This window comes from Streptomyces sp. NPDC057950 (genome assembly GCF_042887295.1).
Classification (GTDB): Bacteria; Actinomycetota; Actinomycetes; order Streptomycetales; family Streptomycetaceae; genus Streptomyces; species Streptomyces kaempferi.
In genome coordinates, this window is record NZ_JBHVPP010000031.1 from 77716 (window position 1) to 100701 (window position 22986).

Here is a 22986-nt window from a genome sequence, read left to right on the forward strand (position 1 = left end):
GCCCGGCGGCGACCACAGACCTGCCGCGCAAGGCCGTACGGACGGCGCGCGCGGCATCAGACACACAACGTGCCATGGGAAGAACGTGGCACTTCAGGGCGTTTTAGCCTGAAACAGGGAGGCGGCATGACAGAGACGGCGAGCGGTCCGGCACGAGGTTCCCGCGCCAAGGGCACCAAGGCCAGCAAGGGACTGCGCATCGAGCGTATCCACACCACCCCCGGCGTGCATCCGTACGACGAGGTGGAGTGGGCGCGCCGTGACGTCGTCATGACCAACTGGCGCGACGGCTCGGTCAACTTCGAGCAGCGTGGCGTCGAGTTCCCCGGCTTCTGGTCGGTGAACGCGGTCAACATCGTCACCAGCAAGTACTTCCGGGGTGCCGTGGGCACCCCGCAGCGCGAGGTGAGCCTCAAGCAGCTCATCGACCGCATCGTGAAGACGTACCGGAAGGCCGGCGAGGACTACAAGTACTTCGCCTCGCCCGCCGACGCCGAGATCTTCGAGCACGAGCTGGCGTACGCGCTCCTGCACCAGATCTTCAGCTTCAACAGCCCCGTCTGGTTCAACGTCGGGACGCCGCAGCCCCAGCAGGTCTCCGCCTGTTTCATCCTGTCCGTCGACGACTCCATGGAGTCGATCCTCGACTGGTACAAGGAAGAGGGGATGATCTTCAAGGGCGGCTCCGGCGCCGGCCTGAACCTCTCCCGTATCCGCTCCTCCAAGGAGCTCCTCTCCTCGGGCGGCAACGCCTCCGGTCCGGTCTCCTTCATGCGCGGTGCCGACGCCTCCGCAGGAACGATCAAGTCGGGCGGCGCCACCCGCCGCGCGGCCAAGATGGTCATCCTCGACGTCGACCACCCCGACATCGAGGACTTCATCGAGACCAAGGTCAAGGAAGAGGAGAAGATCCGCGCCCTGCGCGACGCGGGCTTCGACATGGACCTGGGCGGCGACGACATCACGTCCGTCCAGTACCAGAACGCCAACAACTCGGTCCGCGTGAACGACACGTTCATGAAGGCGGTCGAGTCGGGCGGCAAGTTCGGCCTCACCTCGCGCATGACCGGCGAGGTCATCGAGGAGGTCGACGCCAAGTCGCTCTTCCGCAAGATGGCCGAGGCCGCCTGGGCCTGCGCCGACCCGGGCATCCAGTACGACGACACGATCAACCAGTGGCACACCTGCCCGGAGTCCGGCCGTATCAACGGCTCGAACCCCTGCAGCGAGTACATGCACCTGGACAACACGTCCTGCAACCTCGCCTCGCTGAACCTCATGAAGTTCCTGAAGGACGACGGCAAGGGCCGCCAGTCCTTCGAGGTCGAGCGCTTCGCCAAGGTCGTCGAGCTCGTCATCACCGCGATGGACATCTCCATCTGCTTCGCGGACTTCCCGACCCAGAAGATCGGCGAGAACACCCGCGCCTTCCGTCAGCTGGGCATCGGCTACGCCAACCTCGGCGCCCTCCTGATGGCGACCGGTCACGCGTACGACTCCGACGGCGGCCGCGCCCTGGCCGGTTCCATCACCTCGCTGATGACCGGCACCTCGTACCGCCGCTCCGCCGAGCTCGCCGCGGTCGTCGGCCCGTACGACGGCTACGCCCGCAACGCGCAGCCGCACCAGCGCGTCATGAAGCAGCACTCCGACGCCAACGCCGTGGCCGTCCGGGTGGACGACCTGGACACGCCGATCTGGGCCGCCGCCACGGAGGCGTGGCAGGACGTGCTGCACCTCGGTGAGAAGAACGGCTTCCGCAACGCGCAGGCCTCGGTCATCGCCCCGACCGGCACCATCGGTCTCGCGATGTCCTGCGACACCACCGGCCTGGAGCCCGACCTCGCGCTGGTCAAGTTCAAGAAGCTGGTCGGCGGCGGCTCGATGCAGATCGTGAACGGCACCGTCCCGCAGGCCCTGCGACGCCTGGGCTACCAGGAGGAGCAGATCGAGGCGGTCGTCGCCCACATCGCCGAGAACGGCAATGTCGTCGACGCCCCGAGCCTCAAGCACGAGCACTACGAGGTCTTCGACTGCGCCATGGGCGAGCGTTCCATCTCCGCGATGGGCCACGTCCGCATGATGGCCGCGATCCAGCCCTGGATCTCCGGCGCGCTCTCCAAGACGGTCAACCTGCCGGAGACGGCGACCGTCGAGGACGTCGAAGAGGTCTACTTCGAGGCGTGGAAGATGGGCGTCAAGGCGCTCGCGATCTACCGCGACAACTGCAAGGTCGGCCAGCCCCTCTCCGCCAAGACCAAGGAGAAGTCCGCGACCGACGCCGTCACGGCGAAGGCCGAGGCGACCATCCGTGAGACGGTCGAGAAGGTCGTCGAGTACCGCCCGGTGCGCAAGCGCCTCCCCAAGGGCCGTCCCGGCATCACCACCTCCTTCACGGTGGGCGGCGCCGAGGGCTACATGACCGCCAACTCCTACCCGGACGACGGTCTCGGCGAGGTCTTCCTGAAGATGTCGAAGCAGGGCTCCACCCTCGCGGGCATGATGGACGCCTTCTCGATCGCGGTCTCCGTGGGTCTGCAGTACGGCGTGCCCCTGGAGACGTACGTCTCGAAGTTCACCAACATGCGCTTCGAGCCGGCCGGCATGACGGACGACCCGGACGTGCGGATGGCGCAGTCGATCGTCGACTACATCTTCCGCCGCCTGGCGCTGGACTTCCTGCCGTTCGAGACGCGTTCCGCGCTCGGCATCCACTCGGCCGAGGAGCGTCAGCGTCATCTGGAGACGGGTTCCTACGAGCCGTCCATGGAAGATGTCGACATGGACGTCGAGGGCCTCGCCCAGTCCGCGCCCCGCGCGCAGGAACTGAAGGCCGTCGCCGCCCCCGTGGCCGAGGTCGCGGTGGCCGAGCCCGCCCCGAGGCAGGCTCACACCAGTGCCGAACTGGTGGAGATGCAGCTGGGCATCCAGGCGGACGCCCCCCTGTGCTTCTCCTGTGGCACGAAGATGCAGCGGGCCGGTTCCTGCTACATCTGCGAGGGCTGCGGTTCGACCAGCGGTTGCAGCTGATCACACCGGCGAAGGGCGGCACGACCACCGGTCGTGCCGCCCTTCGGCGTTTTCGCGGCCCTACGGAGAGGGCGGTTTCTTCGGGTGCGGTTCAGGAGCCGTGCCGGCGGCCCATGATCGCGGGGAACGCCGCCGGGTCCGTGTCGTAGCCGTGGATGCCCGGGTGGAAGGTCCACTCCCCGGAGTCGTCGCGGAGGAACTCACCGACCGTCGCGGCCGTCGCGCCCAGGACACCGCCGAAGCTGTCCTCCGCCAGGACCGTGTAGCCCTCGCGCATCCGCAGACCGGGGTTGAGCACGCCGACGAACGCCTTGTGGCCGGAGCGCTGCTGGATCAGGACGCCGACCACCACACGCGTGTACCGGCTGTTGAGACGGTCCAGCTCCAGTGTCATGACCTCGTCCCAGCCGAAGCCCTTGCCGTCCTTGCTGTCCCGGTTGAGGTAGATCGTGCCGTCCGGGGAGCGGCTGTCGAAGTGCACCACGTAGACAGGGCTTCCGTACGGGTCGTCGGCCCCGTAGGTCGCCGCGATGATGTCGAGGTCGGTCGCGGGCTCACCGACGGGACTGGGGTCCCATTTCACCGCGAGCTCGACCTTGCGTATCCCCTTGTTGAGACCGTTCATCCGAATTTCCCCTCCCCGCGTTCCATCAGTTTCCTGCCCCAACTGCTGTGCGGTCAGGTTCGGTTGCCCATCGTGCCACGCGCGCGGGAGCGCTCGCGCGGGTGGACTCCGCCGGAGCGTGACCGACGCCACGCTCCGTGGCCTTACGATGGCGCGGTGCTGGTCAAGTGGATTCGCTGCACCGTGGTGGACCGTCGCGGTTTCGAGCGCGGGCAGCGAAAGTGGGCGGGGCTTCTGGGCGAGCCCGGATTCCGAGGACAGGGTGGGGGCTGGAGCCGGGGGCGGCCCGGTGTGGCGCACCTCTTCACCTTCTGGGAGAGCCGTGCCTTCTACGACTCCTTCATGGCCCGCTCGCACGATCGGCTCGCCACCGCTCAGTCCGGGACCTTCAAGGACGCGCAGGTCAAGCTCTTCGATCACCGGTTCGACGTGAAGACCGGCTTCGAACCGCGCTTCGCGGACGCCGACGTGCTGCGGGTGGCCCACTGTCGTGTCCACGAGGAGCGGGCCGAGCACTTCGCGCTGATGCAGGAGAAGGTATGGAACCCCGCGATGGCCGGGTCGCCCGGCATGGTGCGGGGGCTGTTCGGCGAGGCGCCCGGCCACGAGTTCCTGATCCTGTCCATGTGGCTGTCGGCCGCCGAGCACGGCAAGTACCGAGCCGAGCGTGTCGAGCGGCTCACACTGCGTGCCCAGACGGACGCCGATGTCGCCGCCCTCGCGGGCGACATAGTGGCGCTGGAACCCGCCTGGACGGTCTGAAGGCGTGGTGACCATGGGTGCCCGATGTGGGGGACGCGTGTGATCTGTGCCGTATGGAGCCCGTACGAGTGCTCGATCGGCCATCACCCGAATTAGGGTCTTGGCATGGTAAGACCACGGCGCATCGTCCTTGTCCGGCACGGCGAGTCAGCGGGCAACGCGGACGACACCGTGTACGAACGCGAACCCGACCACGCTCTCGCGCTCACCGAGAAGGGGTGGCAGCAGGCCGAGGAGACCGGAAAACGGTTGCGGGAGGTGCTGGGACGCGAGCGCGTCAGCGTGTACGTCTCCCCGTACCGGCGTACGCACGAGACGCTCCGTGCCTTTCACCTCGACCCCGAGCTCATGCGGGTGCGCGAGGAGCCCCGGCTGCGCGAGCAGGACTGGGGCAACTGGCAGGACCGCGACGACGTACGTCTTCAGAAGACGTACCGGGACGCCTACGGGCACTTCTTCTACCGCTTCGCCCAGGGTGAGTCCGGCGCCGACGTGTACGACCGGGTCGGCGGCTTCCTGGAGAGCCTGTACCGCAGCTTCGAGGCGCCCGACCACCCGCCGAACGTGCTCCTGGTGACCCATGGTCTGGCCATGCGCCTGTTCTGCATGCGCTGGTTCCACTGGACGGTCGCCGAGTTCGAGGCACTGTCGAATCCGGGGAACGCGGAGATGCGGATGCTCGTTCTCGGCGACGACGACAAGTACACCCTCGACCGCCCGTTCGAGCGCTGGCGTGATCCGGAGCCGTACGGGGTCAGCGGGATAGAGTGGCAGGGCGATGACCGCTGACACCTCTCACGACGCACGCATGGGCCGCGCCCTGGCCAGCCTGCGTGGACTCGCGGTGGGGGACGCGCTGGGCTCACAGTTCTTCGTGCCCGCGAACTACCCGCTGCTCAAGCGCCGCGATCTTCCGCCCGGCCCCTGGCAGTGGACGGACGACACCGAGATGGCCTCCTCCGTGGTGGCCGTCCTGGGCCGGCACCGCCGCATCGACCAGGACGAGCTCGCCCGCTCCTTCGCCGAGCACCACGACTTCGACCGCGGGTACGGTCCCGCGGTCAACCGGCTGCTGCGACAGGTCCGGGAAGGCGGCGACTGGCGACAGCTGGCCTCCGCCCTCTTCAAGGGGCAGGGCTCGTGGGGCAACGGCGCGGCGATGCGGATCGCCCCCCTGGGGGCCTGGTACGCGGACGACCCCGAGCAGGCGGTCCACCAGGCGGAGATCTCGGCGTACCCCACCCATCAGCACCGTGAGGCCGTCGTGGGCGCCATGGCTGTCGCCGCGGCCGCCGCCCTCGCGGCCGACCCGGCGGGGCCGCCGAGCCCCGGGGCGCTGCTCGACGGCGTCATCGCGCTCGTGCCGCGCAGCGCCGTCGGTGCAGGGCTGCGCAGGGCCCGGGACATGCTCGACTACGGGGACACCGCGACGGTCGCGGCCGTACTGGGATGCGGGCGGCGCACCACGGCGCACGACACGGTGCCGTTCGCGCTCTGGTCGGCGGCACGGACCCTCGGGGACTACGAAGCGGCCTTCTGGGCGACGGCCCAGGTGGGCGGCGACATGGACACGACCTGTGCCATCGTCGGCGGAGTGGTCGGCTCCGGTAAGGCGGGGGCCCCACCGGGGGAGTGGGTGACGCGGACGGAGAGCCTGCCGCGGTGGATGGCTGTCGCGGCGTAGGCGGGGTGTCGCTCGGGTGCGGGTGTCCTCCGCGCCCGTGAAGGTTCAGGTGCGGGTGTCCTCCGCACCCGTGAAGGTTCAGGTGCGGGTGTCCTCCGCACCCGTGAAGGTGATGCGAGCGGTCCCGCGGCGCCCCGGGTCGGTCGATGGGCCTCCTGGGACCGTCCATGGGGCCCATGGGTCCACCCAGGGGGGCCATGGACGGGCCCAGAGATCCAACCCTGGGCCCCTTGCGCCCGTCGATGGGCCCCAGAGAGCCGTCCTCGGGGCAGTGGAGCGGTGACGCGTCCCGTTTGCGACGCGGGGTCGGGACGGTGTTCCGTCCGTGACGCGGGGTCGGGACGGTGTTCCGTCCGTGACGCGGGGTCGGGACGGTGTTCCGTCCGTGACGCGCGACGGCACGGTGCCGCGCGCTGCGGAGGGCCGGACCGTGGACCGTACCGGTCATCCCCGGGCCGGGCCCGCCCTCCGCAGCCCTCCTCGTCAGGCTCCTGCCGGTCCCGCCGTGCCCGCCAGGGCTTCCAGGTCGCTCTTGCGGACGCGGATCACCACGGAAGCGGTGAGCAGGGCCAGTACCGCCATCGCGACGGCCGGTACGAAGGCGGTCGAGATGCCGTGGGCGAGCACGTCATGGCCCCAGGGCGCGGGCAGTTGACGCGTCTTGGCGAACTCGGCCTTCTGCTCCGGCGAGGAGCCGGTCAGGAACTTCGGCACCTGCTTCTTCGCCTCGTCCCGGCTCGCGGTGCCGAAGACCGTGGTCAGGATGGAGAGACCGAGCGAACCACCCACCTGCTGCGTGACGTTGAGAAGTCCGGACGCCGCGCCCGCCTCGTGCTGGGCGACACCGGAGACCGCGGTGACGGTCAGGGTCACGAAGTTCAGTCCCATACCGAAGGCGAAGAGCAGCATCGGACCGAGGATCCCGCCGACATAGGTGCTGTCGGGGCTCATGAACGTCAGCCAGCCGAGCCCGACCGCCACCAGCGCGGAACCGCCCATCATGAAGGGCTTGGGCCCCAGTACGGGAAGGAACCGCTGCGACAGGGCCGCGCCGATACCGATCGCCGCCGTCACGGGGAGGAAGGCGAGGCCCGCCTGGATCGGGGTGTAGCCCAGAACGTTCTGCACGAACAGCACGATGAAGAAGAACATCCCGAACATCGCCGCCGCCAGGCTCAGCATGATCACGTACGTGCCGGAGCGGTTGCGGTCGGCGAACATCTTCAGCGGGGTGATCGGCTCCTTCGCCCGGGTCTCGGTGAAGGCGAAGGCCAGCAGCAGGAGCAGTGCCGCGACGAACGACCCGATGGTGAGACCGTCCCGCCAGCCTTCCGCCGCAGAGCGGATGAAGCCGTACACGAGGGTGGCCATACCGGCCGTCGAGGTCAGCGCGCCCGTGATGTCGAAGCGTCCGGGATGGCGCTCGGACTCGTTTATGTACATCGGCGCGAGCACCGCGATCAGCACACCGATGGGCACGTTGACGAAGAGCACCCAGCGCCAGTCGAGCCACTCGGTGAGCATGCCGCCCGCGAGGAGTCCGATCGCGCCACCGCCCGCGGAGACCCCGGCGAAGACGGCGAAGGCCCTGTTGCGTTCCGGGCCTTCGGGGAAGGTCGTGGTGATGAGCGCCAGCGCGGTGGGCGACGCGATCGCGCCACCCACGCCCTGGAGGGCACGCGCGGCCAGCAACTGCCAGGGTTCCTGGGCGAGTCCACCGAGCAGCGAGGCGAGCGTGAAGAGCAGGATGCCGGTCATGAAGACCCGGCGACGACCGAGGATGTCGCCTGCCCTGCCGCCGAGCAGCAGCAGGCCACCGAAGGTGAGGGTGTACGCGCTGACCACCCAGGTCAGGTCGGTTGTGCTGAACTTGAGCGCGTCTTGAATGTGCGGGAGGGCAATGTTCACAATCGTCGCGTCGAGTACCACCATGAGTTGGCAGGCCGCGATGACGGCGAGCGCGAGGCCGGGATGTCCTTCCCGACGGGCCGCTCCTGGCTTCGATTCCTGAATCAACTGAGAGGTTGTCACTATGGGTCCCCCACAAGTGCGTTAGTGAACGCTCGCGTTCACTGTCGCGTCAACGGTAGTGAGTCCCCGACAGTGAACGCAAGCGTTCACTGAAGTCGCTGCCGCGTGACGTCGGTCGGGCGCTCGTACCGGTCCCGAGTTCGCCTACCGCACCCGACCGCGGCGGCCCTCCCCCCAGGAGGTCTCGCCTTCGGCCTCACCCCAGGTCCCGCCCCAGTCCCCCGCCTCCTCGCACAACGGAGACACTCAGATGGTTACTTCGCGTTGGACGGCCGCCCCCGCTCAGGCGGCCTCCCTGCGCCGACGCGGTGCTGTGCTCGAACGCGCGATCCTCGAAGCCGCACTGGAGCAGCTCAGTACGGTCGGCTGGAGCGGCCTCACCATGGAGGGTGTCGCCGCGCGGGCCCAGACCGGAAAGGCGGCGGTCTACCGTCGCTGGCCCTCCAAGGAGGACCTTGTCGCGGACGCGCTGAAGGCCGGGCTGCCGAGTCTGGCCGACGCCCCCGACCTGGGGAGTGTCAGGGAGGATCTGCTGGAGCTGTGCCGGCTGGTGCGGGAGGCGATGTACTCGCAACCCGGATTCGCGCTCCGATCGGTACTTCACGAGTGCGACGCGGCACAGGCCGAACGCTTCCACGGCGTGATTCTCGGCGGGGTCATCGAGCCGACGACGCATCTGCTGCAGGACATCGTCCTCCGGGGGATCGAGCGGGGAGAGGTGCGTCCGGACGCCGCGAACCCCTACGTCTTCGACGCCATTCCGGCGATGATGATGTACCGCTCGAAGGTGTGCGCGAGCGAATGGGGCGAGCGGGATCTGGAGGAGATGATCGACCAGCTGATGGTTCCGCTGCTCCGGCGCGACGGTGCCTGAACCGGGTCGGGGGCGGGGCCCCGGCCGCCGTGGGAAACCCTGGTGTCGCGAGGGGCTCCGGGCGGCGTAGGCTGAGGTCGCCATGCCGTACGAACCACCCACCCACACTGTCGAGCGCTCCCTCCGCGCCACGACCGGAGCGAAGATCATCGCCGGTGTCGACGAGGTGGGCCGCGGTGCATGGGCCGGCCCGGTCACCGTCTGTGCCGCGGTCACGGGTCTGCGCCGTCCCCCCGAAGGTCTCACCGACTCCAAGCTCCTCACCGTCAAGCGGCGAACCGCCTTGGCCGTGGAGTTGGAGAAGTGGGTGACGTCGTACGCCCTGGGGCATTCCTCTCCCGAGGAGATCGACGAACTGGGGATGACGGCGGCCCTGCGCCTCGCGGCGGTGCGGGCCCTGGAGGCCTTGCCCGTCCGGCCCGACGCGGTCATCCTCGATGGGAAGCACGACTACCTCGGGTCGCCGTGGCGGGTCCGCACGGTGATCAAGGGTGACCAGTCCTGCGTGGCCGTCGCGGCGGCCTCGGTGATCGCCAAGGTTCAGCGCGACAAAATGATGGCCGAACTGGGTGTCGGCCATGCAGACTTCGCCTTTGCGGCCAACGCCGGGTATCCGTCTCCCGTGCACAAGGCCGCACTGGCGGAGCGGGGCCCCACCCCGTACCACCGGCTGACATGGGCGTACCTTGATGCGCTGCCCCAGTGGCGGCACCTCAAGAAGGTCCGCAGCTGGGCGGACGGAAGCGCTCCGGAGATCGAGGGTCAGCTCGGCTTCGATTTCTGACGGTTCCGTTCGCACTCATGTGCCACCCGCCGACGCGAGTCGTGTCGGCGTTTGATAAAAATCAGCTCATGCCTCTCATTCCCGAGGAGCCTCAGATTCACGAGAGTGCCCAGGGTCCCCGCGCGACTCCGGCCAGTGGCCGTACCGCGCCGACCCCTCGTCCCGTACCCGGTCCCCGTCCCGTGGCTCCGCCGCGTCCCGGACGTCCGGGACCTGTCAGGCCGATGCCGGCCCAACGCACCCCGCGCGAGCCGGTCGTGGCCGCGTCGGGGCCGTCCGTCCCGGTGGCCGCACCCGCTGCCGCCACCCCGAAGATCCAGCTGATCCCGGCTCCGGCCGAGGGTGCGCTGGACGCCGCCGAAGAAGCGGTCGATCTGCTGTTGGAGTCGGGCCGTGCCCCCGGTGAGGTGCTGGTGATCACCACCGGCCAACCGCACCCGTGGGCCGCGCACGAGCTCTCCTTCGGCGAGACCGCCTACTGGGCGCAGCTCGACGCGGGCGACGACGTGTTCTACGCCGATGCCTCCGTCGTGGGCCGGGCCAAGTCCCGTCCCGTCGTCGTGGTCGCCGTCAACGGCGGTTCCGACACTGTCGCCACCGCTCTGCCCCTGGCCCTCGGCCGGGCCGGCGCCCTGTTGATCGTCTGCGGTGACCCGCAGCAGATCAACTCGGTTCTGGGCGCCGGAGTCTGAACGAGTCCCGGACGCCGTCCGAGGCCGTCCGGGGCTCGCTCGGAGCCGCCGCCCGCCGGTGAGTCGGCGTGGTGACGTACGCGGGGTGATCGTTTCGGCGTGCCCGCAGATCACTGTGTGCGCCGCGATCACGCCGCGACCGCGGTGACGGCTCCCTCCCTCGGACACCTTTCGTCGTGGTTCCGCCGGACACCTTTCGTCGTGGTTCCGCCGGACACCTTTCGTCGTGGTTCCGCCGGACACCCTTCGTCGTGGTTCCGCAGGTCGCTGCGGGCTGCGAACTGTGGATCGCGGGCTGTGCGCCTCGGTCCCGGGGCCATGTCCTGTCGCGCGGGGTTCCACAGGGGAGTACCCGAGCCGTCGGGTGCCGGGTTCGGGTGCCGGGTTCGGGTGCCGGGTGCCGGGTGCTGGGTTCGGGTGCCGGGTGTGGGTTCGGGCGTCGGGTTCCGGTGTTGGGTTCGGCTGTCGAGTGCGGGGTGTCGACTACGGAGCGCTCACCGGTGTACGCCGTTTTCGTACGGTTCCGAAGACCGGCGGCAGGCCATGAAGGGCCTCGTCGACGGGTCGCCCCATGGGCGCCGGCGCCGCTGCTATGCCGGCGGGTGGCGGGTGGCGGGTGGCGGATGTCGGATGGCGGATGGCGGATGGCGGGCTGAGGTTCACCGAAGCGGGTCCGCGCGCGGGCTCGCCTGTAGGTGACTGCTGGCGGAGACGGCCTGTTCGTCGCGGAACCGTGGATGGTGGGCCCTCCGGTATCCGGTGCGGCTGATCGACAACGCCGCTGTCGGCGATCGGCAATGCCGCGGTCGACGAACGGCCCGTCGGCGGGCCCGCCCTCTCCCAGGCGGCCTTCTGGACGTCCTGAGCCGCTCCGAACTGGCCGAATCATGCAGCGCCGAGGCGGTCCGCGTCGGCGCGGGTGACCTTCCCGCCCCCGGGTGCCTCCCGCGCGGTGAACGCCCATCGGGTGCGGTCGTCCCGCCCGGTGGCCGCCCGCCGAGCGGCTGCCCGCCAGGAGGCCGGTGCCGGGGCACCGACGGTTCGAGGATGGTCGGCGGTGCCCGAAGCCGCCGCCGGTGGCGGTGTGGCCGAGGACCAGCGTGGAACGAGGCGTTTGAATCAGCGGGCGGCCGCCCGCCGCAACACCTCCGACGCGACGCCTCCGGTGCGCGGCAGCGGCGGCGGTGCTTCGGACATCGCGAAGGACTCCGGTGGTGAGTCCGCGTTCGGACGACGTCCACCCCGGCCCTCGCCGAGAACCTGCCAGCCGTCGTGCGTCAGCGTGATGTACGCCCCGCAGCGCAGCCCGTGCAAGGTGCACGCGTCACGCAGTCCCCACATCCACGCCCCGTCCTCCTGTGTCCAACGCGCGTCGCCCTCGCGGCAGTAGAGCAGGACCGCCGTACGAACCGGGGTGCGCCGCCGCAGGTCGTGCGGGATGACCCGGCGCAACTGCGCGAGCAGGGCGTTGCGGAACATCCAGCCGTCGGCCGGAGCCGGCCGCCGCACGAACGAGGCGCTCGCGCTCAGCCGCTCGTCCGCGTCGAGGACGGCCACGATCGCCGTCGCCGGTCCGGGCCGGTGCCGAGCGTGCAGACCACTGACGACCTCACGGGGATTGCGCAGAAGCGGAATGCCCGCGGCCGCCCATTCAGCGGGTTCGAGCATGCGGGTCAGTGGGTTGGCGGAAGCGACGGACAGATCGGCAGACGTCGACATCGATGCCGCCGAGGACGGAGCGAATCCGAAGGTCACGGTCCTCCCTTCGGCTACGCGCCCACACTGCGGGCGGGGTCGGACTTGGGGGAGCGCACGTCGCGGCAGAGCCCTACCGGACCACGGGCGAGCCGTGCGGGGAGCGGACTTCAATTCTTCCTGTCGAACTTGGTTGCGGCAACGAGCAATTGGGGCCACCGACCGAATTCTTGCTATACGCCGTTTATATCCTTGCCCACTGTTCTTGATGACGACACATGGTTCACGCCTGTACGGCCAGGACCAGCGGCAACACTCCCTGCGCCCCGGACTTGCGGAGCAGTCGCGCGGCGACCGCGAGCGTCCATCCGGTCTCCGTCGCGTCGTCCACGAGCAGCACCGGGCCGGCCGCGGCTCTCAGTGCCTCGGCCAGTGGGGGAGGCACGGACAGTGCGCCGTCGAGAGCCTTCAGGCGCTGGGCGCTGTTGCTCCGCGAGAGCTGCGAGGCCTCGCCGACGTACTCCACGGACCCCAGCAGCGGCAGTCGGCCGATCTCCGCGATCCGCGCGCCCAGCGACTGGATCAGTTGCGGACGGGTGCGTGAGGCCATGGTGACGACGCCCACGGGTCGCGGCTGCGCGTCGGGCCGTCCCGATGCCCAGCCGCCCGGCCCCTTCGCCCAGTCGGTCAGCACACCGACCACGGCCTTCGCCACATCGTCAGGCACAGGTCCGTCGGAGGCCTGGCGGGCGAGCAGGGGGCGCAGTCGGTTGCCCCAGCCGATGTCCGAGAGCCGTCCCAGGGCACGCCCCGCCGCGGCCTGTTCGCCGGCCGGGATACGGCCCTTCAGATCGACGCCGACCGCCGGCAGGCCCGTCGGCCACATCTTGCGCGGCTCGACGTCGACGCCCGCGCGGCTCAGCTCGCCGTTGGCGGCGTCGAGTGCCGACGAGGAGACGGAAGCCTCGAACCGGGCTCCCGCGCAGGTGTCGCAGCGCCCGCACGGCGCGGCCCGCTCGTCGTCCAGCTGCCGCCTCAGGAACTCCATCCGGCACCCGGTCGTCGAGACGTAGTCGCGCATCGCCTGCTGCTCCGTGGCCCGCTGTCTGGCCACCCACGCGTAGCGCTCGCTGTCGTACGTCCAGGGGACGCCGGTGGAGATCCAGCCGCCCTGGACACGTCGTACCGCTCCGTCCACGTCGAGCACCTTGAGCATCGTCTCCAGGCGGGACCGGCGCAGCTCCACCAGGGGTTCGAGGGCGGGCAGCGAGAGCGGCCTGTCGGCGCGGGCCAGGACGTCCAGGGTGCGGCGCACCTGCTCCTCCGGAGGGAAGGCGATCGACGCGAAGTACTGCCAGATCGCCTGGTCCTCCTTCCCCGGCAGCAGGAGTACTTCGGCGTGCTTCACGCCGCGGCCCGCACGTCCCACCTGCTGGTAGTAGGCGATGGGAGAGGACGGGGAGCCCAGGTGCACCACGAATCCGAGGTCGGGCTTGTCGAAACCCATGCCCAGCGCCGACGTGGCGACCAGGGCCTTGACCCGGTTGGCGAGCAGGTCCTCCTCGGCCTGCTGGCGGTCCGCGTTCTCCGTTTTCCCGGTGTACGACGCCACCGTGTGCCCGGCCTGCCGGAGGAAAGCGGTGACCTCCTCGGCTGCGGCCACGGTCAGCGTGTAGATGATGCCGGAACCCGGCAGGTCGTCCAGGCGCTCGCCGAGCCAGGCCATCCGGTGGGCCGCGTCCGGCAACTGCAGCACGCCGAGACTCAGGCTCTCCCGGTCCAGCGGCCCGCGCAGGACGAGCGCGTCCGTGCTCGCACCGGTGCCCAGCTGCTCGGCCACATCCGCGGTCACGCGCGCGTTGGCCGTCGCCGTGGTGGCCAGGACGGGGACACCGGGCGGGAGATCGGCGAGCATCGTGCGCAGTCTGCGGTAGTCCGGCCGGAAGTCGTGCCCCCAGTCGGAGATGCAGTGGGCCTCGTCGACCACGAGCAGGCCGGTAGCCGCCGCAAGCTTGGGCAGCACCTGATCGCGGAAGTCCGGATTGTTGAGCCGCTCGGGACTCACCAGGAGCACGTCGACCTCGCTCGCGGCCACCTCGGCCTGGATGGTCTCCCACTCCTCCGTGTTGGACGAGTTGATGCTGCGCGCGTGGATGCCGGCACGGGCCGCCGCCTCCACCTGGTTGCGCATCAGGGCGAGGAGCGGGGAGACGATGACGGTGGGCCCGGCACCCCGCTCGCGCAGCAGCGCGGTCGCGACGAAGTACACCGCGGACTTGCCCCAGCCGGTGCGCTGCACGACCAGCGCTCTGCGCTTGTCGGCCACCAGGGCCTCGATGGCGCGCCACTGGTCCTCGCGCAACCGGGCCTCGCCCGCCGGGGCGCCGACGAGGCGGGCGAGTACGGCATCGGCCGCGATGCGCAGGTCTTCGCCGGACGTGGGTCGCGGGTCTTCGTTGGTCATGGCCCCATGCAACCCGATGAGTCGGACATCGCGCGAATGAGGCCACCGCGTTGTGGACAACTCGTGTCGTGCTCATGGCCATGGTTATCCACAGGTCGAAGCGGGATTTCGTGATCCGCGGGATGGTCACGGCATGACGAATCACAGCGAAGCGGCCGGTGCGTCCGGCGACAGCGACATCAGCGGGCGCGGCGGGCGCGGGGGAGAAGACGTGCACGGCGGACGCGATGAGGGCGGTGCGCGCGGAGTGCATGACGAGTGCGGGGCCCGCGGTACGCGCAGCGGACGGTGGAAGAAGCGGCCGGGGCACGACGGACGCGATCTGCCCGGCGGACACCAGGTCACCCTGCGGACACCGGCCGAGCTGGCGGACGCCCTGCCGTACCTGCTCGGGTACCGGCCGGAGGACAGCATCGTGCTCGCCGCCCTGCACGACGGGGAGAGGCGAGGCCGCTTCGGCGGGCGGGCGCGGCTCGGCATCCCGGCCCAGGCGGACGACTGGCCGTCCGTGGCCGAGCAGCTGGCGCACGGGCTGGTGAAGGGGAGCGAGCGCAGAGGCGCCCGGCCGGGGAGCATGGTCGCGTACCTCTGCCAGGAGCCCGGGAGCGGCGAGTCGGGCCGGGACGTCATGGAGCGCCTGCGCCCGCTCGCCCAGTTGCTGCGGACGGCCTGCGGCCGCCTGGACGTGCCGGTGATCGAGGCCCTCTGCATCTCCGACGGACGCTTCTGGTCGTACTGCTGCCCCGGTCAGGGATGCTGCCCATCGGACGGAGAGGCGATGGGACTGCCCGGCACCTCCGTCCTCGCCGCCGCGGCGACCTACGCCGGCCTCCAGGTGCGCGGAACTCTGCGGGAGCTCACGGCTCGCCTCATCCCCTGGGAGCGCGGGGCCGCCGTGGATCAGGAGCTGGCGCTCGATGCCGCGAACAGGGCGCTGATCCCCAGGATCCTGGACGACGAGAGCCGCGCGGCCCTGTCCGAGGAGACACTCGGACAGGCGCGACGGCTCCTGAAGCGGTTCGCGGACGCTCCGCCCGTCTCCGGTGTCCGTCCGGCCGACCTCCGCGACGACGGACTCCTGGATGCCGAGGAGGCCGCCACCCTGATCCTCGGCCTTCAGGACCGTACGACCCGTGACCGCGCCGCCGAGTGGATGGAGGGCGACGAGGCCGGTCCGGCCCTGCGCCTGTGGCGAGCGTTGGCCCGCCGTTGCGTCGGCTCCTACGGCGAACACGCGGCGGCCCCTCTCTCCCTCGCCGGATGGGTCGCCTGGTCGAGCGGTGACGAACTGGAGGCCCGAGAGGCCCTGGCCATGGCTCTGGGCGCCGATCCCGACTATCTCTTCGCCCGCCTCCTGCATCAGGCCTGCAACGAGGGACTGGACCCCGAGTCGATCCGCCGGTGCCTTCGCGCGGAACGCACCGGCAGGCCGGGGGCGGAAGCGGCGCGGACGTCGGAAGCCGACCGCGCGGCACCGCTCGGAGCCGCGGAGCCGTCACCGGACCCGGGAGCATCGGCTCCTGCCGGATCGTCCGATCCTGCCGGATCGTCCGACGTCACGTCGCGGCCCGCCGGAGCGGCCGGCCGGCGTCGGCGCAGGGCGCGACCGGCGGGGAGCGGAGGGACGCGCGTGAGCCGCCGCTCTCCCGGGGCACGCGCTCTCCCCGTGCTCGGTCCCGCCGAGGACACCTCGCCCACCGGGGAAGGACCGGGGCGTGCGTTCGGGCGGACGACCGATCGGGCTCGCCGCGAGGGCGGTCGCCGGGATGCGGAGGAGGCGACATGAGCGGTCGGTCCCACCGAGCACCTGGAGGCAAGGCACGCGCACCCGTGTTCGCCCGGCGAATCCCCGGCGTGTTCCGTCGGCCCGTCAGCCTCCCCGCCACGGACGGCCGTCCGTCCCGCCGCCATTCGGTCGGCTTCCGGCATCGAGGGCGTGACCCGGAGCAGGTCCGTTCCGTTCACCTGTGTGGCGGTACCAGCGGCCGGGCCGCGCCGCCGAACGCCCCCGACCCTCCGGAGTCCCCGACCCGGCGCCGAGCGCGCCCGCAGCGCACCGAGCGCGGAGGAAGCCGCATGCCCATGTCCAACCCGCCCTCCGAATCCGACGGCGACGTCCCGCCGCCGCGCGGCCCCGCGCGACACCTCAACCGCCGAGGCGGTTCGGCACCCCCGTTCGCAGGAGTGGAGACCGCATTGAGCCCTTTCGCGGCGACGGCGGGTGCCCCCACGGCCCGCCCGGCACCGGTTCCCTTTCCGCGCCGCTCCACCGACCTGCCTCCCGTGCACACGTCGCTCGTCTGTGTCGCCCTGCCGGGACTGGCGATCTCCACGGAACAGGGACAGCTGACCGGTCGCGGACTGGACGGGTTCTACCGCGCGGGCCGGCGGATGCTGTCCCGCTGTCAGGTAAAGGTGGCGGGGCGCGAACCGCTCCCCGTACAGGCCCGGATGATCGGCGCCGACCGGGCCCGCTTCGTGGGGACGGTGCGCGCGTCCACCGACTCGGGCCCCGATCCGGACGTGATCGTGGAACGGACCAGGAGCGCGGACGGCACGGAGGCGATCGTCCTGCACAGCGCCGCCTCCCGCACGTTGCGCCTCTCGCTGGAGGTCGCCCTCGGCACGGACCTCGCGGAGCTCGCTTCGGTCGCCTCGGGCCGAGCGGGACCCGAACTGCCCGCCACCGTCAACGACTCGGGCCTCCGGTGGACCTGCGCCACGGGAAACTCCACCGTCACCGCCGACCCGCCACCCGCCGACGCGCTGGCTTCCGCGGGACTGCTCCGCTGGGAGCTGGAACTGCCGCCGGGCGGCACACGCACCGTGGAGCTGCGGGTACGGCCGGACGGCGCGGGGCCCCACAGAGCCGTGGGGCGTGGCGCGACGAGCCCGCTGGCCCAGGTCCTGGCGGTGGGCGACGACCCCAGGATCCAGGCGCTCCTGCACACCGGCGTGGAGGATCTCCGGGCCCTGCTGCTGCGCGACCCCGCGCATCCGTCGGACCCGCACCTCGCGGCCGGCGCGCCGTGGCGCTGCGGCCTGGCACCGGCCGACGCGCTCGCCGCGGCCCGGATGACGCTGCCGCTCGGCACCCGCCTTGCGGCGGGCACCCTGCGGACTCTCGCCCGGACCCAGATCGTGGGCCAGGGAGCACGGTCCGGCCTGATCCCCGGGCCGCTCCGGGACGCGGGTCCCTATCTGCCGCCGGGATGCACGGCAACCGAGGCGACCCTGCTTTTCCCCGTGCTCCTCGCCGAGGCCCGGCGCTGGGGGCTGGCGGAGCAGGCCACCGAGGAACTCCTGCCCGCCGCCCAGCGGTGCCTCGCCTGGTTGCGGGCGACGGTGGGCGACGGCACCTACCTGCCCGACCCGCAACCCGGCGGGCCGTACCGCTGCGAGACGCAGGCCCACGCCCATCGGGCGGCCGTGCTGGGTGCCGACCTGCTCGACGAGACGGGCCGGCCCGGTGGCGCGGGACTACGGCAGTGGGCGCAGGACCTGCGGGCGGCGTTCCACGAGGACTTCTGGGTCGAGGACAGAGGCGAGGAAAGACCCGCGGCCGCCCGTGCCCCGGACGGGCGGCCGGTGCCCCAGCTCGGCGCGGGCACAGTCCACCTCCTCGACACGGGACTGCTCGGCTCCGGAGCCCTGGCCCCCGGCCTGCTGGACAAGACGCGGACCGAGCAGTTCGCGCGGGCGCTCGCAGGCCCCGCCATGGACTCGGGCTGGGGGCTGCGCAGCCTCGGCGCCAAGGACGCGGCGTACAACCCCTTCGGCCACCGCAGCGGCGCCGTACGGGTCCACGAGACCGCCGTCGCCGTCGCCGGGCTGATCGCCGCCGGGTACGAGAAGGAGGCGAACGCACTGCTTCAGGGACTCCTGGCGGCCGCCGAGACGTTCGGACACCGGCTGCCCGAGATGTACGCGGGCGAGCAGCGCACCCAGGGAAGCGCGCCGGTGCCGCATCCCACGGCCTGCCGGCCCGCGGCCACGGCGGCGGCCGCCGGGGTGCTGCTCGTCACCGCCCTCGCGGGCATCCGCCCAGACGCCCCGGCGAGGACGGTGACACTGCGTCCGGCCGGCAGCGCACCGCTCGGTGAGATCGGGCTGACGGGACTGCGGATCGCGGACGGTCCCTTCTCCGTACGCGTCAGCAGGCTCGGCCTCGCCATGGTCGAGGAGGCCGCCGACGGGCTGCAGTTGGGAGTGTGACCTCGCGGTGGGCCTCCTCGGACCGTGCTCCGCGGCGTCCCCCGGAAACCTGTCGCGAACGGAAGTGGATCACGGTCGGACGTGGTCGGCGAAGCACGTGTTTATCGTCAAGGAGACGACTATGATCGCGGCATGCCCTACGACCCGTCTGCCTTTCCGCCCTTTGCCGTGACCGTGGACCTGGTCGTGCTGACCGTGCGCCGCCATGCCCTGTGCGCGCTGGCGGTACGCAGGGGCGAGCAGCCGTTCCAGGGCCGGTGGGCGCTGCCGGGCGGGTTCGTACGGGCCGACGAGAATCTGGCGCAGGCGGCGGCGCGCGAGCTGGCCGAGGAGACGGGGCTGCGCGCCCACGACCCGTCCGTGCCGGCGCAGGACAACGGCGCGCACCTCGAGCAGCTGGCGACGTACGGCGACCCCGAACGCGATCCGCGCATGAGGGTCGTCAGCGTGGCCCATCTCGCGCTCGCCCCCGACCTGCCCGCGCCCAGGGCCGGCGGTGACGCCAGGAGCGCGCGCTGGGCGCCGGTGGAGGAGCTGCTCCAGCAGGGCGGTTACGGCCGCGACGGCGAGCAGGCGGCGCCACTCGCCTTCGACCACGCGACGATCCTCGGGGACGGCGTGGAACGCGCCCGGTCCAAGATCGAGTACTCGTCGTTGGCCACCGCCTTCTGCCCGACCGAATTCACCGTCGGAGAGCTGCGCCGTGTCTACGAGGCGGTGTGGGGCGTCGCGCTCGATCCGCGCAACTTCCACCGCAAGGTGACGGGCACGCCGGGCTTCCTCGTGCCCACGGGCGGGACGACCACGCGCCAGGGAGGACGCCCCGCCCAGCTGTTCCGCGCGGGCGGCGCCACCCTGCTCAATCCGCCGATGCTGCGCCCCGAAGTCTGACGATCGGACCGGCGCCGGGGCAGGAAGGTCACGCGACAGGGGGACGGCCTGGCAGAGACCGGCCGTCCGGTGCCCGAAAAAACGTAAATGTCGCGCTATCTTGCTGTGAGTGATCCAGGCCATCGGACTGACCAGCAACCCCCGCAGAGAGCTTCCGCCCGCCGTCGACGACGTGTCCTTCGAGGCGCGCGCGGGCCACGTCACAGCCCTCCTCGGAGCTTCGGGTGCGGGAAAGACAACGACGCTGAAACTCATGCTCGAACTCCGGCAGGGCCGAGGAATCACCTACTTCCGAGGCCGGCCGCTGCACCGGATCGCCCATCCGTCGCACGAGGTCGGCGTACTTCTCGGCGATGTGCCCGGCCATCCCGCGCGCACCGTCCACGGCCAGCTCCGCATGCTGTGCGCCGCGGCCGGTGTTCCGGTACGGCGCGCCGACGAGGTCCTCGAAGTGGCCGGGCTCGTCAGCCTGCGCGACGAGCGCCTGAGCTCTCTCTCGCGCGGCCTGGACCGCCGCCTGGGCCTCGCCTGCGCCCTGCTGGCCGACCCGCACACCCTCGTCCTCGACGACCCCGCCGCCGGACTCTCCGCCCGTGAGGGCCGCTGGATGCACGGGATCCTGCGCGCGCACGCGACCCAGGGTGGCACCGTCCTGTTCAGCACGGGCGACGCCAAGGAAGCCGCCCGGGTGGCCGACCGCGTCATCACGTTGCGGGAGGGCCGCCTCGCCGCCGATCAGGAGGCCGCGGACTTCGCCCGCACCCGGCTGCGCCCCCGGGTGGCCGTCCGCAGCCCGCACGCCGCCCGCCTCGGCGCCCTGGTCGCCAAGGAGGCCCGGACCGGCCAGCGCTCCGTCGAGGTCGTGCGCGAGGACGGCAACCGGCTCTCGGTGTACGGCAGCACCTGCGCCGACGTCGGCGAGACCGCCTTCCGGCACGGCATCCTCGTCCACCAACTCGCCGACGAGATCGGTGACATGGGAACTCCGCCCGACCCGTCCACCCGTGGCGAGGCGCTCGGCAGTGACGATTCTTCCCGGGGCGGGACACCGGCCACGGAGGGGCGGCCCGCGCTCCCGCCCCCCATCGCCGTACGCCAGGCACCGAGTCCCCTGCGTCCGCTGCGCTACGAACTGCGCCGCGCCGCCGGTATCGGCACCGGCTACCGCACCTCCGCCGCCGTGCTGCTCGTCTCCGCCCTCCTGTCCGTGTTCCTCGCCAGAATCGGTCACACCCCCACCACGCGGCTGCTGGTCGCCTGGCCGCGCGAAAGCCCTTTGCCGCCCGCGGCGCTCGGCGCGGGACTGCTCGGCGCGATCGCCTTCGGCGAGGAATTCCGCTACCCCGCTCTGGCCGCGGACCGCGGAACCGTCCCCCGGCGGCTGGGACTGCTGGCGGCCAAACTCCTCGTCTCCTCGGGTACCGCGCTCATGCTGGCCTTTCTCACCGTGGGCTGCGACCTCGAAATCCTCTATCTCGTGTACGGGCGGGAACTCACCGCAATTCCCGGCGATTGGCTTTCCCTGGGCGCGAGTTGGGCCTGCCTGGTGGTCGGCTGCGCCTGGGCCGGGGTGCTGGCGGCGGGTCTCTTCCGGTCCACCACCGCCGGGCTCGCGGCCGTTCTCGCCGTTCCGGTCGTCGTCGTCCCACTCGTACAAAAGGCATTGTCGGGGCCATCCGTGCGGACGGCGGCCGGGTTCCCGGAGCGGCTGCGCGAGCTCACGCTGGTGCAGTGGCCCTTCGGGGGAGCGCGTTATCTGGCGGCCATGGCACGGCTGGTCGCCCAACCCGTCGGCGGCGCGCTGACGTTGTCGCTGACCGCACTGCTCTGCGCATATCTGCTCACGACCCTGCGGAGCCGGGTTCGATGACGACCGTCGGCGCCCTTCCGTTTCCGCCCTGCTCACAACTCCTTGGAGAACGCCCATTTCTTTCCGATAAGGCGTCAATTGCGACGGGGTGAGCGATCACCCTTTCGTGTGCTTTTCACCAAAGACCTCAAGGGAGTTGGAGACAGCGCCGACAAATGATCCGTGAGTACCCTTGCGCACGCCATGATGACCGCCGCCCGCTCCACAGACTCCGGCCTGGCCGGCCCGGGCGAACTCGACCGCTACCCCTATAGCGACTCCCCCGGCACCGAACGCCTCGGTGTCCCGGCGTGGGAGAACACCGACCAGGAGCTCGGCCGCGTGGGCCGACGCAGCGCGGGCAACCGCGGACGCGGACTCCACGGACAACTCGTTCAACAGCTGGGTCAGATGATCGTCTCCGGCGACCTCGGCGCGGACCGTCCGCTCGTCCCCGAGGAGATCGGACAGAGGTTCGAAGTCTCGCGGACCGTCGTCCGTGAATCGCTCCGCGTCCTGGAGGCGAAGGGCCTGGTCAGCGCCCGGCCCAACGTCGGTACGCGGGTGCGCCCCGTCAGTGACTGGAACCTTCTCGACCCGGACATCATCGAATGGCGTGCCTTCGGTCCGCAGCGCGACGATCAGCGGCGCGAGCTGAGCGAGCTGCGCTGGACGATCGAACCGCTCGCCGCCCGCCTCGCCGCCGGGCACGGCCGGGAGGAGGTGCAGCAGCGTCTCGGTGACATGGTCGAGATCATGGGCCACGCCTTGGCGCAGGGTGACTCGCTCACGTTCTCGCGGGCCGACTCCGAGTTCCATTCGCTGCTCATCCAGGTCGCGGGCAACCGCATGCTGGAGCACCTTTCCGGGATCGTGTCGGCCGCGCTCCAGGTCTCCGGTGGTCCTGTCACCGGCTGTGAGCGGCCGACCGAGGCCTCTTTGGTGCACCACGGCCGCATCGTCGACGCGCTGGCCGCGGCGGACGGCACGGCGGCCGAGACCGCCATGCGCCAGTTGCTCACGGTCCACCCCGAGGTGGAGCGCGTGGTGCCCGCGCCGCGCGAGCACTGACCGCGCTCCGAGGGCGGCGCGGTAGGGGGCATGTGTCCTCGTGTGGCATCGCTCGGCCGGTGAACCATCTTTCGCCGGACCCCTTCGGATCCTCCCGGATCCGGCGGGGTCCGGTGATGTGATGAGGTGATGCACCCGTCGGTTTGAGGTGATGAGTCCATCAGCTGACCCTCTCTGACCGTATCTGGCCGCTTTTGGGCTCTTACGGGGTGTGACTCGGGCCACGCAGATTGGGCGTAACGCTCTTCGGAACTGCGCGATGACCTAAGAGGTGACAGCCGAGGAAGGAATACGGACGCCGTTCACGGCGCTGTGAATC

The 22986-nt window shown here is 71.0% G+C and carries 16 protein-coding genes; 12 read left to right on the forward strand and 4 right to left on the reverse strand.

Features of this window, described 5'->3' with window-relative positions:
• The first annotated feature begins 126 nt into the window (after positions 1-126).
• Entirely contained in the window at positions 127-3030 is a 2904-nt protein-coding gene (locus ACFVTC_RS38145; RefSeq protein ID WP_390133676.1) for a vitamin B12-dependent ribonucleotide reductase, read from the forward strand.
• 91 nt (positions 3031-3121) lie between these two features.
• Here the strand turns inward: ACFVTC_RS38145 and ACFVTC_RS38150 are convergent, their stop codons facing one another.
• On the reverse strand, positions 3122-3655 hold the full coding sequence (locus tag ACFVTC_RS38150; protein WP_390133678.1) for a TerD family protein: 534 nt from the start codon (positions 3653-3655) through the stop codon (positions 3122-3124).
• 156 nt (positions 3656-3811) lie between these two features.
• On the opposite strand from ACFVTC_RS38150, the gene ACFVTC_RS38155 reads away from it, so the two are divergent.
• The 3 genes from ACFVTC_RS38155 to ACFVTC_RS38165 all read left to right on the forward strand — a co-directional run bounded on the left by ACFVTC_RS38155 (position 3812) and on the right by ACFVTC_RS38165 (position 6101).
• A complete protein-coding gene (locus ACFVTC_RS38155; protein WP_390133680.1) occupies positions 3812-4417 on the forward strand; it encodes a YdbC family protein in 606 nt (201 codons plus the stop codon).
• A 105-nt stretch (positions 4418-4522) separates the two neighbouring features.
• Positions 4523-5206 (forward strand): histidine phosphatase family protein, encoded by a 684-nt coding sequence (locus tag ACFVTC_RS38160; protein WP_153288193.1) that lies wholly within the window; start codon positions 4523-4525, stop codon positions 5204-5206.
• Positions 5196-6101 carry an ADP-ribosylglycohydrolase family protein gene (locus ACFVTC_RS38165; protein ID WP_390133682.1) on the forward strand — a complete coding sequence of 302 codons (906 nt, stop codon included), beginning with the start codon at positions 5196-5198 and terminating at the stop codon, positions 6099-6101. The genes ACFVTC_RS38160 and ACFVTC_RS38165 overlap by 11 nt, the downstream gene beginning before the upstream one ends.
• A 483-nt stretch (positions 6102-6584) precedes the next feature.
• Here the strand turns inward: ACFVTC_RS38165 and ACFVTC_RS38170 are convergent, their stop codons facing one another.
• A complete protein-coding gene (locus ACFVTC_RS38170; RefSeq protein ID WP_390133684.1) occupies positions 6585-8132 on the reverse strand; it encodes an MFS transporter in 1548 nt (515 codons plus the stop codon).
• A 250-nt stretch (positions 8133-8382) separates the two neighbouring features.
• Between ACFVTC_RS38170 and ACFVTC_RS38175 the strand changes: the two genes are divergently transcribed.
• The 3 genes from ACFVTC_RS38175 (at position 8383) to ACFVTC_RS38185 (ending at position 10482) form a co-directional block, all read left to right on the forward strand.
• A complete protein-coding gene (locus ACFVTC_RS38175; RefSeq protein WP_390133686.1) occupies positions 8383-9006 on the forward strand; it encodes a TetR/AcrR family transcriptional regulator in 624 nt (207 codons plus the stop codon).
• Positions 9007-9088: 82 nt separating this feature from the next.
• Positions 9089-9790 (forward strand): ribonuclease HII, encoded by a 702-nt coding sequence (locus ACFVTC_RS38180; protein WP_390133688.1) that lies wholly within the window; start codon positions 9089-9091, stop codon positions 9788-9790.
• A 68-nt stretch (positions 9791-9858) separates the two neighbouring features.
• Complete coding sequence (locus tag ACFVTC_RS38185) at positions 9859-10482, forward strand: hypothetical protein (RefSeq protein WP_390133690.1); 624 nt, start codon at positions 9859-9861, stop codon at positions 10480-10482.
• 1119 nt (positions 10483-11601) lie between these two features.
• Here ACFVTC_RS38185 and ACFVTC_RS38190 read toward each other — a convergent pair.
• Positions 11602-12237, reverse strand: coding sequence for a hypothetical protein (locus ACFVTC_RS38190; protein ID WP_390133692.1), 636 nt, complete (start codon positions 12235-12237; stop codon positions 11602-11604).
• 223 nt (positions 12238-12460) lie between these two features.
• The gene (locus ACFVTC_RS38195; RefSeq protein WP_390133694.1) at positions 12461-14641 is read right to left on the reverse strand and encodes a RecQ family ATP-dependent DNA helicase; all 2181 of its coding nucleotides are present in this window, start codon (positions 14639-14641) and stop codon (positions 12461-12463) included.
• A 133-nt stretch (positions 14642-14774) separates the two neighbouring features.
• Here ACFVTC_RS38195 and ACFVTC_RS38200 point away from each other — a divergent pair, with 133 nt between their 5' ends.
• From ACFVTC_RS38200 to ACFVTC_RS38220, 5 genes are all read left to right on the forward strand, one after another.
• The gene (locus ACFVTC_RS38200) at positions 14775-16427 is read left to right on the forward strand and encodes a DUF4192 domain-containing protein (RefSeq protein WP_390133697.1); all 1653 of its coding nucleotides are present in this window, start codon (positions 14775-14777) and stop codon (positions 16425-16427) included.
• 290 nt (positions 16428-16717) lie between these two features.
• A complete protein-coding gene (locus ACFVTC_RS38205) occupies positions 16718-18856 on the forward strand; it encodes a glycogen debranching N-terminal domain-containing protein (protein ID WP_390133699.1) in 2139 nt (712 codons plus the stop codon).
• A 132-nt stretch (positions 18857-18988) separates the two neighbouring features.
• Positions 18989-19747 carry an NUDIX domain-containing protein gene (locus tag ACFVTC_RS38210; RefSeq protein WP_168530566.1) on the forward strand — a complete coding sequence of 253 codons (759 nt, stop codon included), beginning with the start codon at positions 18989-18991 and terminating at the stop codon, positions 19745-19747.
• 109 nt (positions 19748-19856) lie between these two features.
• On the forward strand, positions 19857-21617 hold the full coding sequence (locus ACFVTC_RS38215; RefSeq protein WP_390133702.1) for an ATP-binding cassette domain-containing protein: 1761 nt from the start codon (positions 19857-19859) through the stop codon (positions 21615-21617).
• 162 nt (positions 21618-21779) lie between these two features.
• Positions 21780-22667 (forward strand): FadR/GntR family transcriptional regulator, encoded by an 888-nt coding sequence (locus ACFVTC_RS38220; protein ID WP_390133704.1) that lies wholly within the window; start codon positions 21780-21782, stop codon positions 22665-22667.
• Positions 22668-22986 lie beyond the last annotated feature (319 nt).